At 70.1% G+C, this 14,251-nt stretch carries 17 protein-coding genes; 6 read left to right on the top strand and 11 right to left on the bottom strand.

The window, feature by feature from the left end:
* Window positions 1-7 precede the first annotated feature (7 nt).
* Complete coding sequence (locus tag BLS25_RS10275; protein WP_056223844.1) at window positions 8-1,303, bottom strand: chloride channel protein; 1,296 nt, start codon at window positions 1,301-1,303, stop codon at window positions 8-10.
* An 80-nt stretch (window positions 1,304-1,383) separates the two neighbouring features.
* Between BLS25_RS10275 and BLS25_RS10270 the strand changes: the two genes are divergently transcribed.
* Together BLS25_RS10270 and BLS25_RS10265 are read left to right on the top strand one after the other, a co-directional pair.
* Window positions 1,384-2,583 carry a pyridoxal phosphate-dependent aminotransferase gene (locus BLS25_RS10270; protein ID WP_074695489.1) on the top strand — a complete coding sequence of 400 codons (1,200 nt, stop codon included), beginning with the start codon at window positions 1,384-1,386 and terminating at the stop codon, window positions 2,581-2,583.
* Window positions 2,584-3,065: 482 nt separating this feature from the next.
* A complete protein-coding gene (locus BLS25_RS10265; protein ID WP_074695487.1) occupies window positions 3,066-3,698 on the top strand; it encodes a PDDEXK family nuclease in 633 nt (210 codons plus the stop codon).
* A gap of 143 nt (window positions 3,699-3,841) precedes the next feature.
* Here the strand turns inward: BLS25_RS10265 and BLS25_RS10260 are convergent, their stop codons facing one another.
* Genes BLS25_RS10260 through BLS25_RS10245 form a run of 4 tightly spaced genes read right to left on the bottom strand, consistent with a single transcriptional unit; the run spans window position 3,842 to window position 6,666 of the window.
* The gene (locus BLS25_RS10260; protein WP_074695485.1) at window positions 3,842-4,978 is read right to left on the bottom strand and encodes a UDP-N-acetylmuramate dehydrogenase; all 1,137 of its coding nucleotides are present in this window, start codon (window positions 4,976-4,978) and stop codon (window positions 3,842-3,844) included.
* The gene (locus BLS25_RS10255) at window positions 4,978-5,382 is read right to left on the bottom strand and encodes a MaoC/PaaZ C-terminal domain-containing protein (protein ID WP_074695483.1); all 405 of its coding nucleotides are present in this window, start codon (window positions 5,380-5,382) and stop codon (window positions 4,978-4,980) included. Before BLS25_RS10255 ends, BLS25_RS10260 begins: the two co-directional genes overlap by 1 nt.
* The gene (locus BLS25_RS10250) at window positions 5,379-5,828 is read right to left on the bottom strand and encodes an FAS1-like dehydratase domain-containing protein (RefSeq protein WP_074695481.1); all 450 of its coding nucleotides are present in this window, start codon (window positions 5,826-5,828) and stop codon (window positions 5,379-5,381) included. The genes BLS25_RS10255 and BLS25_RS10250 overlap by 4 nt, the downstream gene beginning before the upstream one ends.
* Window positions 5,829-5,868: 40 nt before the next feature.
* Complete coding sequence (locus tag BLS25_RS10245; RefSeq protein WP_074695479.1) at window positions 5,869-6,666, bottom strand: sulfite exporter TauE/SafE family protein; 798 nt, start codon at window positions 6,664-6,666, stop codon at window positions 5,869-5,871.
* A gap of 308 nt (window positions 6,667-6,974) precedes the next feature.
* Between BLS25_RS10245 and BLS25_RS10240 the strand changes: the two genes are divergently transcribed.
* A complete protein-coding gene (locus tag BLS25_RS10240; RefSeq protein WP_074695477.1) occupies window positions 6,975-7,610 on the top strand; it encodes an NADPH-dependent F420 reductase in 636 nt (211 codons plus the stop codon).
* Between the two features lie 137 nt (window positions 7,611-7,747).
* Here the strand turns inward: BLS25_RS10240 and BLS25_RS10235 are convergent, their stop codons facing one another.
* From BLS25_RS10235 to BLS25_RS10210, 6 genes are all read right to left on the bottom strand, one after another.
* Complete coding sequence (locus BLS25_RS10235) at window positions 7,748-8,908, bottom strand: cystathionine gamma-synthase (RefSeq protein ID WP_074695475.1); 1,161 nt, start codon at window positions 8,906-8,908, stop codon at window positions 7,748-7,750.
* A complete protein-coding gene (locus BLS25_RS10230; RefSeq protein WP_256335570.1) occupies window positions 8,905-9,993 on the bottom strand; it encodes a pyridoxal-phosphate dependent enzyme in 1,089 nt (362 codons plus the stop codon). Before BLS25_RS10230 ends, BLS25_RS10235 begins: the two co-directional genes overlap by 4 nt.
* A gap of 44 nt (window positions 9,994-10,037) precedes the next feature.
* Window positions 10,038-10,886, bottom strand: coding sequence for an SDR family oxidoreductase (locus BLS25_RS10225; RefSeq protein ID WP_074695473.1), 849 nt, complete (start codon window positions 10,884-10,886; stop codon window positions 10,038-10,040).
* A gap of 72 nt (window positions 10,887-10,958) precedes the next feature.
* Window positions 10,959-11,279, bottom strand: coding sequence for a hypothetical protein (locus BLS25_RS10220; RefSeq protein ID WP_056223863.1), 321 nt, complete (start codon window positions 11,277-11,279; stop codon window positions 10,959-10,961).
* Entirely contained in the window at window positions 11,276-11,848 is a 573-nt protein-coding gene (locus BLS25_RS10215) for an Asp23/Gls24 family envelope stress response protein (protein WP_056223865.1), read from the bottom strand. Before BLS25_RS10215 ends, BLS25_RS10220 begins: the two co-directional genes overlap by 4 nt.
* Window positions 11,849-11,853: 5 nt before the next feature.
* A complete protein-coding gene (locus BLS25_RS10210) occupies window positions 11,854-12,396 on the bottom strand; it encodes an RNA polymerase sigma factor (protein WP_056223866.1) in 543 nt (180 codons plus the stop codon).
* 121 nt (window positions 12,397-12,517) lie between these two features.
* Here BLS25_RS10210 and BLS25_RS10205 point away from each other — a divergent pair, with 121 nt between their 5' ends.
* The 3 genes from BLS25_RS10205 to BLS25_RS10195 all read left to right on the top strand — a co-directional run bounded on the left by BLS25_RS10205 (window position 12,518) and on the right by BLS25_RS10195 (window position 14,248).
* Window positions 12,518-12,931 carry an Asp23/Gls24 family envelope stress response protein gene (locus tag BLS25_RS10205; protein WP_056223868.1) on the top strand — a complete coding sequence of 138 codons (414 nt, stop codon included), beginning with the start codon at window positions 12,518-12,520 and terminating at the stop codon, window positions 12,929-12,931.
* A gap of 124 nt (window positions 12,932-13,055) precedes the next feature.
* Window positions 13,056-13,898 (top strand): NAD-dependent epimerase/dehydratase family protein, encoded by an 843-nt coding sequence (locus tag BLS25_RS10200; protein WP_056223870.1) that lies wholly within the window; start codon window positions 13,056-13,058, stop codon window positions 13,896-13,898.
* Between the two features lie 56 nt (window positions 13,899-13,954).
* Window positions 13,955-14,248 (top strand): hypothetical protein, encoded by a 294-nt coding sequence (locus tag BLS25_RS10195; RefSeq protein WP_056223872.1) that lies wholly within the window; start codon window positions 13,955-13,957, stop codon window positions 14,246-14,248.
* Window positions 14,249-14,251: the final 3 nt, after the last annotated feature.

Here is a 14,251-nt window from a genome sequence, read left to right as displayed (position 1 = left end):
GCGGGTTCTACGGTCGGGCCGGGTCCATCGGCGCGAACGGGCGCAGGCTCTCGCGCGAGGTGAGCTTGGAGGCCACGAGCGACCCGGCAACGGCGAGGAAGATCGGCAGCAGCAGCGTGAATCCGGTGTTCGTGAACTCGATGATCAGTGCGATGGCCGTGAAGGGGGCGCGCATGTTCGAAGCGAGAAACGCGGATGCCGCGACGATCGCGAGCGCCGTGCCGTCGGCGCCGGGCCAGACGAACGCCCAGCCCGCCGCAGCGGCCGCACCGAGCGCCGCACCGATCGCGACCGACGGCTGCAGCGTTCCGCCGATCGCCCCCGAACCGAGCGACACGGTCGTCGCGACGTACTTCAGCACGGCGAGCGCGAGGAGCAGCAGGGCCGGCTGCGAGAGGTCGAAGCCGGCGGTGGCGAGCGCCCGACCGTTGCCGAGGATGAGGGGGAACGCGGCGCCGAGCGCTCCCACCGCGGTGAAGGTGAGGGGCAGGACCACCAGCAGCTTCCAGCCGTGGGGGCGGAAGCGCGACAGCTTCTTCGTGATGGTCGCGAAGCTCGCCGCGCCCCATCCCATGAGGGGGCCGATGAGCACGGCCGCGACGATCAGCGAGGCGTTCACCTCGAGCGATCCCACCGAATACAGCGACCCGTCCCCGACGAGCGGGCGCGCGACCAGCGTCGCGATCGCGCTCACGGTGAGGGCGACCACGGCCGCGCCCACGCTGAACTGCGCGAGCAGGATCTCGACGGCGAACAGCGCGCCGGCCAGGGGCACGTTGTAGACCGCGGCGAGACCCGCACCCGCGGCCGAGGCGATGAGGATGCGGCGCCAGCGCGCGTCGAGGCGGAACCAACGGACGATCTTCGAGCCCGCCATGGCCGACAGCTCGCGCGGGGCGACCTCTTTGCCGATCGAGGCGCCCATGGCGACCGACCCCACCTGGATGACGGTGTCGGCGAGGGTTTCCCACCACGGCATCCGGGCCCCGTCGACGCCCTGCTCGACCGTGGCGAGCTTCCGCCCGAAACGGCGCAGGAGATACCAGCCGACGGCGGCCACGACACCCGCACCGCCGACCGTCGCGATCGGCAGCCACCACATCGCGGGGTACGCCAGGCCGTCGAGGAACGGCCCCTCCTCGTGGCCCCACACGAGGTGCTCGAGGCTGTGGACGATGAACACCAACAGCAGGACCGCGAGACCGGTCGCCACCCCGACGATGAGGGTCGCGAGTCCCAGACGAACGAGCGTGCCCAGCCCTCGACGACGGGAGGGCAGCAGGGTGGGTGTCTCAGCGGTCACCCCGACACGCTAATGGAGCTGTGTTTCGTAAGTCGTCACGACCCTCGGCTGGGGCGGGCGCGAACAGTAGGCTCGGAACCGTGACTTCCCGCGCCCCGCTCTCCCGCAAGCTGTCCGCCATCGCCGAGTCCGCGACCCTCAAGGTCGACGCCAAGGCCAAGGCCCTCCAGGCCGCCGGTCGACCGGTCATCTCGTACGCGGCCGGCGAGCCCGACTTCGCCACACCCTCGTTCATCGTCGATGCCGCAGCGAAGGCGCTGCAGGACCCGAAGAACTACCGCTACACCCCCGCCGCGGGCCTCCCCGTGCTGCGCGAGGCGATCGCCGCGAAGACCCTCCGCGACTCCGGCCTCGAGGTCGCGCCCTCGCAGGTCATCGTGACCAACGGCGGCAAGCAGTCGGTGTACCAGGCGTTCCAGACGGTGGTGAACCCCGGCGACGAGGTGCTGCTGCCCGCCCCGTACTGGACCACCTACCCCGAGGCGATCGCCCTGGCCGACGGCACGCCCGTCGAGGTGTTCGCCGGCGCCGACCAGGACTACAAGGTCACCGTCGCCCAGCTCGAGGCCGCGCGCACCGACAAGACCACGGTGCTCGTGTTCGTCTCGCCCTCGAACCCCACCGGCTCGGTCTACACGCCCGAAGAGACCGCCGAGATCGGTCGCTGGGCCCTCGAGCACGGCATCTGGGTCATCACCGACGAGATCTACCAGAACCTCACCTACGAGGGCGTCAAGGCCGTCTCGATCGTCGAGGCCGTGCCCGAGCTCGCGGGGCAGACCATCCTGGTCAACGGCGTGGCCAAGACCTACGCCATGACCGGATGGCGCGTGGGCTGGATGGTCGGACCGGCGGATGCCATGAAGCTCGCCGGCAACCTGCAGTCGCACCTGTCGAGCAACGTCAACAACGTCGCGCAGCTCGCCGCCGCCGCGGCGCTCAACGGACCCCAGGACGAGGCCGAGCAGTTCCGCCTCGCCTTCGACCGTCGTCGTCAGCTGATCGTGTCGGAGCTGTCGAAGATCGACGGCGTCGAGGTGCCCAACCCGCTGGGCGCGTTCTACGTCTACCCCGACGTGCAGGGCCTGCTGAACCGCACGTGGGGCGGCGTCACGCCCGCCACCTCGCTCGAGCTCGCCGACCTCATCCTCGAGCAGGCCGAGGTCGCGGTGGTGCCCGGCGAGGCCTTCGGCCCGAGCGGATACCTGCGCCTGTCGTACGCCCTGGGCGACGACCAGCTGCTCGAGGGCATCCAGCGCCTCCAGCGCCTGTTCGCCTGAGCATCCACGTCCGTCGGGGCGGTCGCCGGGATCCCGGTGGCCGCCCCGCGGTCGCCTCGGGCGCTCCTCCCCAACCCCCGCATCTTTCCGCGTGAGGGGTCAGTTCTTGTCGCCCACAGCCTCGCTCGGCGACACGAAATGACCCCTCACGCGCGGCCGGGCTGTGGATAGCGTGAGCGGGCCGGCGGGCCGGATGAACAAAATGGCAGATGCCGACTCCCCGCTCCCCCGCGTCGCTCGCTCCCTCTTCCGCATTCACGGTGGCCGAGGGGCGGCGCGCCGGGCTCTCGACGACGACATTGCGCTCGGCTGCCTGGCGGGCGCCCCACCGTGGAACGCGGGTAGCCCCCGAGCACGATGACCGCGCACGGCTGGCCGCGCTCCTTCGCGCCTGCCCCGATGCCGCGTTCTTCTGCGGCGCGACGGCCGCTCTCCTGCATGGGCTCCCGCTCCCTCTGCGCATCGCGGAGAGTGCCCGACGGATGCCGGTCATCGGTGTCCCGCACGATCACGTGCGGATCCGCCGATCGGGCGTCATCGGCCGACGGCTGATCGTCGAGGTGAACGATGTCGTCGAGGTCGACGGCATCCGATGCACGTCCCTTCTGCGTACGTGGGCGGAGCTGGCGGAAACGCTGCCGGTTCCGCATCTGACAGCGGTGTCGGACTTCCTCATCGCGCACCGGATGACGCTGGCGACGCGTGGCCAGCTGGAGCAGACGCACCGACGGTTCCTCGGCGGTCGAGGGTCGAAGGCGAGACCCCTCGCGATCGATCTTGCAAACGAGAAATCGGAGTCGCCCCGTGAGTCCGAGCTGCGGGTGCTTCTCGTGATGGCGGGCCTTCCCGAGCCGGAGTGCAACGTCGAGATCTACGACGGGCCTCGATTCGTGGCGCGGGTCGATCTGCTCTACCGGGACAAGCGGACCGTCCTCGAGTACCACGGCGATCATCACCGCGACCCGCAGCAGTGGAGCCGGGATCAGCGCCGACGCGCGGAGCTCGAATCCCTCGGGTACCGGTACACGAGCGTGACCGCGCGCGACTTCGACGACCCGTCAGCCCTGCTCGCTCGGGTCCGACGCTTCCTCGCCCGGCCCGCCAACCACGCGTGAGGGGTCAAGAACTGTCGCCTCCCAGCCGCCCAGGCGACACCGACTGACCCCTCACGCAACCAGCCGCGTGAGGGGTCAAGAACTGTCGCCTGGCGTGCGCGCAGGCGACACAAAACGACCCCTCACTCGACGAAGGACCGGTGCTACAGCTCGACGTTGACCAGGACCGGTTCCGGCTGCAGCACGAGGCCGAACTCCGACGCCACCCGGTTCTGCACGAAGCGGGCGAGCTCGGCGATCTCGGCCGCGGTCGCTTCTCCGCGGTTCGTCAGGGCGAGCGTGTGCTTGGTCGAGAGCCCGGCGCGCGAGCGCGGGAAGCGGAACCCCCGGCGGAGACCGGCGTTCTCGATGAGCCAGGCTGCGCTCACCTTGACCTGCCGCGACACCACGGGGGGCGGGGGCAGGATGCCGTCGAAGGCGGCGAGCGGAATGACCGTCACCGGATCGAGCACCGGCGTGAGGGGCCACTGGGGGCACTCGGCCGGGAGGGTGCGGGCGAAGGCCTCCGAGACGATCGCGTTCTGGAAGAACGACCCCGCGCTCCAGGTGTCGGGGTCTTCGGCGTCGAGGACCATACCCTTGCGGGCGCGGGTGGTGAGGACGTGGTCGCGGATCCACCGGAGCGAGACGGTCTGGCCCGGTTCGAGACCGAGGGCGCCGCGCAGCTGCTCGCCCGCGATGGGCCGCTCCTCCGCGCCCACGCGTTCGAGCTCAAGCGTCACCGAGAGGATGACCGCGGAGCGCTCGGGCACCGAACCGTAGTGGCGCTTCAGCACCGACGTGCGAAAGCCCAGGCCCAGTTCTTCGGCGGAGACGGTCGAGACCTCACCGGTCGACTCGTCGATCAGCTCGACCTCGACGAGGGTCTGCACGATCTCCTGGCCGTAGGCCCCGACGTTCTGCACGGGCGCGGCACCGACCGTGCCGGGGATTCCCGACATCGCCTCGATGCCGGCGAAGCCGCGCGCGACCGTCTCGGCGACGAGGGCGTCCCAGTCGTGTCCGGCCTGCACGCGCAGGCGTACCGTGCCCTCGCGCGAGCCCGGCAGCTCTTCGATCCCCGACGTGCGGAGCCGCACGACCGTGCCCTCGAACGGCTCGTCGCCGACGAACAAATTCGAGCCGCCGCCGAGCACGAACCACGGCTCGCCCTCGGCCCACACCTCGCGGAGCGCGGCGACCGCCTCGTCGAGCGTCGAGGCGTCGATGAGACGGGAGGGTTCTCCCCCCGTGCGCAGGGTGGTCAACTGCGAGAGGGGGACGGGGGCGACCTCGGGCATCAGGACAACCGCACCCGCACCTGCGCCTTGCCGAGCACCGTCGTCTCGGCGAACGTGACGGTCAGGTCGATGCGGGCGGTCTCGTCGTCGACGGCTCCGACCTTCGCGCTGACGTGCAGGTCGGCTCCGGCCTCCGGGTCGACGACGACCGGTCGGGTGAAGCGCACGCCGTATTCGGCGATGCGTCCGGTGTCGCCCAGCGCGTCGGCCAGCGTGCCGACGGCGATGCCCATGGTGAGCATGCCGTGCGCGAGGACGCCCGGCAGACCCACGGCGGCGGCGACGTCGTCGCGGTAGTGGATGGGGTTGAAGTCGCCCGACGCGCCGGCGTAGCGGACGAGAGACTCACGCGTGAGGTGGACGGAGCGTTCGGCGATGACCTCGCCGACGGTGAACGGGCTCATGCGCCGGCCTCCCCTGCGAGCAAAACGCTCGTCGTCGTCACGACGTGGGCGCCGTCGGCATCCACGATCTCGGCTTCGCTCGTGATCATCGCGTTACCGCCCAGGGTCCGGATGCCGGTGACCGAAAGCGTCGCGACGAGCTCGTCGCCCGCGACGATGGGCCGCGTGTAGCGGAACCGCTGCTCGGCGTGCACGAGGCGCGACAGCTCGATGCCGGAGTCGGGGTCGCCGAGCAGCTGCTGGAGCGTCAGGTCTTGGACGACCATCGCGAAGGTCGGCGGGGCCACCACGTCGGCGTACCCCAGGGCGCGCGCGGCCTCGGGGTCGGTGTGCTGCGGGGCGTCGGCGAAGACGGCGCGGGCGAACTCGCGCACCTTCTCGCGGCCGACCAGGTAGGGAGCGGTCGGCGCGAAGGCACGACCGACGAGTTCGGGGTTCACGGGCACCCGTCCAGTCTATCGAGCGGGTTCGCGCCACCGCCGTGGATCAGCGCTGGTGACGCCCGCGAACCGCCTTGACCGCCATCTGCGAGGCGATGAAGACGAGGAAGATCGCGAACAGCACGTTGCCCACGAACGGATCGACGAACTTCGCGATGAGGGCGCCCACCGGGGTGGTGAGGCACGCGGCGATCCCGATGCACAGGGCGGCACGGATGTCGACGTTCGAGCGGCGCAGGTTTCCGACGGTCCCCGAGATCGCCGTGGGGATCATCATGAGCAGCGAGGTGCCCTTGGCGATGAGGTCGCTCGTGCCGAACAGCAGCAGCAGGGCGGGGACGACGATGATGCCGCCGCCCACGCCGAGCAGACCCGCCAGGGTTCCGGTGATCACCCCCAGCAGCGCAAGCCCCGGTCCGGTGATCCAGGTGAGCTCGAGTTCGGCGTCGCGCGAGGGGATGACGAAGAACAGACTCACCATCACCACGATGAGGAACGCCACGAACGCCCAGCGCAGCGCGGTCTGCGACAGCTTCGGGAGCAGCCACGTGCCGATCTGGGCGCCGACCACCGCGAAGGCGGCCAGGATCAACGCGGGGAGCCACGCGACGTGCCCGTCGATGGCGTAGGTGATGACGCCGACGGATGCCGTGGGCACGATCGCCGCGAGCGAGGTACCCGCCCCGAGACGCTGGTCGAAGCCGAGCAGCAGCACCAGCAGCGGCACGATGACGGTTCCGCCCCCGACGCCAAACAGGCCCGACATGAGACCGGCGAGAAGACCGACACCGATGCAGACGAAGAAGAAGCGGGCGGAGCGCGCGGGGCGGGTCTCGGGGGTCACGGCATCCAGTCTTCCACCGTCCGCGCGACGCCCCCGACGAGGTGACTCGCCCGGAAACGAAAGCGGCCCCCGGTGGTCCGAAGCCGCGTCCACCGGGGGCCGTCGCCCTCACAGGTCAAGCAGGACGGTGACCCGAACACCGGACTGCGACCACTCGCGTGAGGGTGCGACAGGAATGACGATAAACGGACGCCGTCCACGAACCCGACCGGTTGACACCGATTACTAGGAATGCTAAATATTTAGGCCGCTGAAGGTTTGGTACCGCTCCCGGGAATGAGCCACCGGATGCCGCGGTTCTCCCCTCCATGACGACTGTAGGAATCATCGGAGCAGGCAACATCGGTTCGGCCCTGGCGAAGGGCTTCGCGGATCACGGTTACGACGTGGTCATCGCCAACTCGCGAGGCCCCGAGACGCTGAGCGACCTCGTCGCCGAGGTGGGCGACAAGGCGCGCGCGGCGACGGCTCAGGAGGCCGCCGAGGCCGGAGACATCGTCGTGGTGACGGTGCCGCTGAAGGCGATCGACGCCGTGCCCGTGGCCCCCCTCGTGGGCAAGACCGTTCTCGACACGAACAACTACTACTTCGAGCGCGACGGACAGATCGCCGAGCTCGACGAGAAGAAGACGACCACCTCGCAGATGCTTCAGGAGCACCTTCCCGAGTCGGTCGTCGTGAAGGCGTTCAATCACATCCCCGCCGCGGACATCCTCACCGACGGCGCCCCCGCCGGTACCGAGAACCGTCGGGCTCTGGCGACCTCGAGCGACTCCGACGAGGCCGTCGCCCTGGTGACGCGCATCTACGACGAGTTCGGCTTCGACACCGTCAACGTCGGACCCCTCAGCGAGAGCTGGCGCGTCGAGCGCGACCAGCCCGCGTACGTGGTGCGGCAGAACCGCGAAGAGCTCGAGCAGAACCTGGCTCGCGCCGAGCGCTGACCCGCACCCATCCCGCGTGAGGGGCCAATTTCTGTCGCTTCGGGGCACCCGCAAGCGACGAAAATTGGCCCCTCACAAAGAGAAAGAACCCGGCCCCCGCGATGTGCGGGAGGCCGGGTTCGTCGCGTCCGCGCGGTTCAGACAGCCGCGAGCGCCTGGTCCACGTCGGCGACCAGGTCGTCGACCGATTCGATGCCGACCGACAGGCGGACGATGGTCTCGGGCACCGCGAGTTCGGTGCCGCGGACGGAGGCGTGGGTCATGGCATCCGGGTAGTTCACGAGCGACTCCACCCCTCCCAGCGACTCGGCGAGGGTGAACAGGCGCGTCGACTCCGCGAAGCGGCGGGCGGCCGCGCCGTCGGCGAGCTGGAGCGACACGATGCCGCCGAACCCGCTCATCTGCCGCGCCGCCAGCTCGTGACCGGGGTGCGAGGGCAGACCCGGGTAGTAGACCTTCGCCACGCGGTCGTGGGCGAGCAGGTGCTCGGCCACCGCCTGCGCGTTCGAGCTGTGCCGCTGCATGCGCACCGCGAGCGTCTTGATGCCGCGCGTGGTGAGGTAGGCGTCGAAGGGACCCGACACCGCGCCCGCGGCGAACTGCAGGAACTTCACCTTCTCGGCGAGGTCGGCGTCGGCGAACGCGAGCGCTCCCCCGACGACGTCGCTGTGGCCGCCCAGGTACTTCGTCGCCGAGTGCACGACGACGTCGGCGCCGAGGGACAGCGGACGCTGCAGAGCCGGCGAGGCGAAGGTGTTGTCCACCACGACGACGGCACCCGCGGCGTGGCCGAGGGCGGCGAGGCCGGCGATGTCGGTGATGCGCAGCATCGGGTTGCTGGGCGTCTCGACCCAGACCATGCGCGGCGCACGCTCTTCGATCGCGGATGCCACGGCATCCAGATCGCTCATGTCGACCACGCGCAGCTTCACACCCCACGGGCCCAGGACGCGGGCCAGCAGACGATAGGTGCCGCCGTACACATCGTTGCCGAGCAGAACCTCGTCACCGGGCTGGAGCGCGGCGCGCAGCAGCGCGTCCTCACCGGCCAGGCCCGAGGCGAACGACAGCGCGCGCGCCCCGCCCTCGAGGGCGGCGATCTGCGTCTCGAGCGCGGTCCGCGTGGGATTGCCGCTGCGGCCGTACTCGTAGCCGCCGCGGAGCCCGCCGATGCCGTCCTGCGCGTACGTCGTCGAGACGTGAATCGGCGGGATGACCGCCCCCGTGCTCTCGTCGGGCTCTTGACCGGCGTGGACGGCGAGGCTGTCGAAGCCGCGGGCGGCGTCGTGGGTGCTCATGCGGGGTGCTCCTCGGAAGGGGTCGGAAGAAGGGATGCCACGGGTGCAACGTCGTAGCCGCGCTCGATCATCCAGTCGTCGTCGAAGATCTTGCTGAGGTAGCCGCGACCGTGGTCGGGCAGGACCACGACGACCACGGCATCGGCCGGCAGCTCCCGCGCGACACGCAGGGCACCGACGACCGCCATGCCGCTGGAGCCGCCGACGAGCAGCCCCTCTTCGCGAGCGAGGCGGCGGGTCATCGCGAACGACTCGGCGTCGGAGACGCGCTCGTAGCCGTCGACGAGGGTCGGGTCGAAGGCCGCGGGCCAGAAGTCCTCACCGACGCCCTCGACGTCGTAGCCGTGGATGTCGTCGCCCGAGTAGATCGAGCCCTCGGGGTCGACCCCGACGATGCGCACCGCCGACCCGGCGACCTCGCGGAGGTACCGGCCGGTGCCGGTGATCGTGCCGCCCGTGCCGACGCCGGCGACGAAGTGGGTCACCTTCCCCTCGGTGTCGCGCCAGATCTCGGGACCGGTGGTCTCGTAGTGGCTGCGCGGGCCGTTCGGGTTGGCGTACTGGTTGGGTTTGAAGGCGCCGGGGATCTCGCGAACGAGCCGGTCCGACACGCTGTAGTACGAGTTCGGATCGTGGGGCTCGACGTTCGTCGGTGTCACGACGACCTCCGCACCGTACGCCCGCAGCACCGCCCTCTTGTCCTCGGCGACCTTGTCGGGCACGACGAAGACGCAGCGGTACCCGCGCTGCTGCGCGATGAGGGCGAGGCCGACGCCGGTGTTGCCGCTGGTGGGCTCGACGATCACGCCCCCGGGCTGCAGCAGGCCGTCACGCTCGGCGGCGTCGACGATGTTCGCAGCGATGCGGTCTTTGGCCGAGCCGCCGGGGTTGAAGTACTCGATCTTCGCGACAACCGTGGCGGCGATGCCGTCGGTGACGCGGGAGAGACGGACGAGGGGGGTGTTGCCGACGAGGTCGGCGACGCTCTGGGCGTAACGCACGATGAAGTCCTGGAGGTTGGTGCGCCCGGGGCGGGCGCGGCTGACGGGGTCGTCGAAAGAGAACGCGGGGGCGTTCAGCGACAACAGCGACAGGTCAGCACGCCGTCAGCATACCCGAGGAGCTGGCGTCACGACACGGCGCCGAGAAACTCCTCGAAACTCTGGGCGGGGCGGCCGGTGACGCGTTCGACATCGCCCGAGACGGCGGCTTGGTCGCCGCTCGCGATCGACGTGTAGGTGCTCACCCACGCGTCGACCTGCCAGCGCGGGGCGCCGTAAGCGGCCCGCGAGGCGTACGCCTCGTCGACCGTCTCGTCGACGAAGCGCACCCGGTGGCCGCGGACCGCCGAGATCTTCTCGGCGACCTCGGTCATGGTCAACGCCTCGGGCCCCGTCAGGTCGTACGTCACGTCGGCGTGCGCGGCCGGATCGAGCAGAACCGCGACGGCTGTGGCGGCGACATCGGCGCGTGAGACGAGCGAGCAGCGCCCGTCGCCCGCGGGACCACGGATCACGCCGTCGTCACCGGCGAAGAGCTCCATCATGTCCATGTAGAAGTTGTCGCGCAGGAACGTCCAGCGCATTCCCGATCCGCGGATGATCTCCTCGGTGGCGGCGTGGTCGCGCCCCAGGGTGAAGACCGCGTCCGGGGCGGCGGCGAAGAACGAGGTGTAGACGATCGAGCGCACGCCCGCCTCCGCGGCGGCCTCGACGAAGGTGCGGTGGTGCTCGACGCGATCGGCGGTCTCCGACGCCGACACCATGAACAACGTGTCGACTCCCCGCAGGGCCGTGCGGGCGGCATCCGCGTCGGAATAGCGCGCGACGTGCACCTCGGCTCCCTCGAGCGACGGCGCACGGGACGCGTCGCGCACGACGAGACGCTGCGGGATGCCACGGGCGGCGAGGTCTCGTGCGACCCGACCCCCCACAGCTCCGGTGGATCCGGTGACGGCGATGACGGGCGGCGTGGACATTCGGCCTCCGGGGACGAGTGGGCGGTGCTTCCAGCGTAAGCCGGTTCGCCGCCCCCTCGGCCGAGAGACGCCTCAGGAGCGGGGTGCGACCAGTCGCGCCACGCGGACGCGGACCGAGGACGGGACCTCGTCGTCACCCGCGCCCCGCGCCGCCGTCGCGACGGCGGCGGCCACGAGGGCCGCATCGTCGTCGGCGGACACGCCGATGCAGACGGTGATGGCGCGCGCGCCGCCGGCCTCTTCGACCTCGGCGAGTGAGCCCTCAACGTCGGCCACGTGCTCGATCGCACGGGCCACGACGGGGCGGGCCGAATAGCATTCCCGCACGCCCTCGACGGCGGTCACGGCGAGATCGATGCGCGGGGCGAGCTCCGCTGCGGAGATGGTCGTCATCGGTCTTCCCCCTCGTCGAGGTGCACGTCACCGACGGTGACGTCCACTCGTCCGACCCGAAGGTCGCCGTGTCGTTCGATGGCCGAGCGGATGCCGTCGCGCATCTCGTCGACCGCCGTGTTCATCGCGCGTCCGAATCGCACGCTGACGGTGACCCGCACATCGAGGGGAGCATCGGGTTCGGGCTGGTCGAGGCGCACTCGCCCCACCATCAGCCCCTCGATGCCGTCCCCGACCGTGCGGATCAGCTCGTACAGCGCGCCCTCGGTGACGACCAGCTCGGTCCCGTCGTCGGTGCGCGCGAGGGGGATGTCGCGGCCGGCTCGGAACTCGCGCATGACCTCGCGCATGATGTTGTCGTACCAGGACTCCGAGATCGGCTCGGCCGCCTGCTCCTCCACGATCTCGCGGGAGAGCCGTCCCATCCGCTCCATCGACGCCAGAATCGCCTGACACTCGGCGCTGCGCTCGATCGCCGGGATACGGGGGATGCGTCCGCGATCGAGGTACGCGGAGAGGTCTTCGAGGGAGTATCCCGACCCGCCGATGTCGTCGTTGGTCTCGCTCATTGGGGTCACCTCCACTCCTCCATGCGTTCCAGAACCGTTTTCCTCGCTCGCGCGAGGCGCCCGCGCACGGTGGCGGCGGACTCGCCCACTTCGACGGCGATCTCGTCGTAGCTGTGCCCACCGACCTCGCGCAGCACCCACACCACTCGGAGGTCCTCGGGCAACTCGCCCAGGATCTTCTTGAGCGCGTCCATCTGAGAAGATGCCACAACCGCGCGCTCCGGGTCATCGCGACCCGAGACCATCTCCTCGTCGATCTCTTCGGAGATCTTGCGCGAACGCAAGCGGTCGGTGGCCTTGCGCGACACGATGGTCGTCAGCCAGCTTCGCACCTTCTCGGGATCGGTGAGATCCGGAAGACGCCGCCACGCCGTGATGAGGGCCTCCTGCACGCAATCGTCGGCGTCGGCGCGCGAGCCCGTGAGCCTGGTCGCGAACGCGACGAGGAACGGCGCATGCCGACGCACCAGCACCCCGAAGGCGAGCTGGTCGCCGTCGGCCGCGCGCGACGCGAGGAAAGCGTCGGTGGCGGAGGTCAAAGAGGGCATCGAGGTTCCTGTCAGCAATCACTCAGGCTCGAATCGTGACGTTTCACGAACCGGGCTCGTCCACATAGCGAAACACCTCGGGGTCGGAACGCTCCGGGATCTTGACGAAAGGACCTTCCTCATGGCACAGAACTCCTCCCTCCCCACCGCGACCCGTACCGACGCCGGCAAGACCGTCATCGTCGACGCCGTCGTGGCCAAGGTCGCCGGCATCGCCGCGGCCGAGGTTCCCGGTGTCCACGCCCTCGGCGGCGGAGCAGCCCGCGTCATCGGCAACATCCGCCAGGCCGTCGGGGCGAAGGACTACGCGCAGGGCGTGAGCGTCGAGGTCGGCGAGACCGAGGTCGCCGCCGACATCGCGATCCAGGTGGAGTACCCCGAGCGGATCCAGAAGGTCGCGGCGAACGTGCGCTCGGCCGTGGAGAAGGCCATCACCGAGATCGTCGGCATGAAGGCCGTCGAGATCAACGTGACCGTCGTCGACGTCTTCATCCCGGGCGATGACGACGACGACGAAGAGGCGCGCGTCCACTGACGTCGCCCCGGCCCGCGGGACATGCTCCCGCGGGCCTTCGTCGTCGTCGCGGGTCGTCAACCCGCTCGATGGATGTCGGAGGCCGCCGCTATTGTCGGCTCATCCCCGATCCAGAAGGACACTCATGCGCATCGCCCTCACCGGTTCGTCCGGAAAGCTCGGCTCGGTCGTCGCCCGCGAGCTGCGTGCCGCCGGCCACGACGTCATCGGGCTCGACGTCCGCGGAGAACGCGGCCCGGGCTTCGTCCAGGTCGACCTCACCGACTACGGCCAGGTCATCGACGCCCTCACCGCCGTGAACGACCAGCACGACGGTTTCGAGGCCCTCGTGCATCTCGCGGCGATCCCGGCACCCGGCATCCGCTCCGACATCGCGACCTTCCACAACAACATGGCGAGCACCTTCAACGTCTTCTGGGCGGCGACACGTCTCGGCATCCAGAAGATCGTCTACGCGTCGAGCGAGACCGTCCTCGGTCTTCCTTTCGACGTGCCGCCCCCGTACATCCCGGTCGACGAGGAGTACGCACCGCGACCCGAGTCGGTCTACTCGCTCGTGAAGACGCTCGAAGAGCGCCTGGCGGTGGAGCTCGTGCGCTGGAACCCCGAGCTGTCGATCACCGCGCTGCGGTTCTCGAACGTGATGGTCCCCGAGGACTACGCGGAGTTCCCCTTCGACGACGACGCCCGCACCCGCAAGTGGAACCTGTGGGGCTACATCGATGCGCGTGATGGTGCGCAGGCCGTGGAACGCGCCCTCGAGACAGCGCCCGCGGGCTTCGACACCTTCATCATTGCGGCGGCCGACACGGTCATGACGCGCCCCAACGCCGAGCTGGTCGCCGAGGTGTTCCCCGGGGTCGCCACGCACGGCGACCTGGGTGAGAACACCACGCTGCTGTCGATCGACAAGGCCCGCCGCCTGCTCGGATTCGACCCGCAGCACTCCTGGCGCGACGCGCGCTGACACCCGGGATCCGGGTGCGACGGCACCCGGGTCCCTGCGCATGACAGACTCGCCGGATGGACGCCGACGCACAGACTCCCCCCGCTTCGCCGACGCCCGCGGCGGACGAGCCGGTCATCCCCCTCCCGAACGCGCGCGAGAAAGAGGTCAGTTTCGTGGCGCGCAGCGGGGCGGTGGTCACCCTCCGCCTCATCGACACGGGGCGATTCGAGCTCAAGCTCGACACGCGGGGCGACTACACCGCCGTCCTCCTCCACGACGGAGAGAGCTTCGAGCTGCACCCCGCCCCCGGCGTCCACGCACTCGGGGGAACGGGCCTGACGGCGACCCAGATCTACGAGGGGTTCTGAGCG

The sequence above is a fragment of the Microbacterium testaceum StLB037 genome (genome assembly GCF_900104345.1).
In the GTDB taxonomy this organism is placed as follows: domain Bacteria; phylum Actinomycetota; class Actinomycetes; order Actinomycetales; family Microbacteriaceae; genus Microbacterium; species Microbacterium testaceum_A.
Note: the sequence above shows the minus strand (reverse complement) of the source record. Positions and strands in the feature narration are given on the sequence as shown.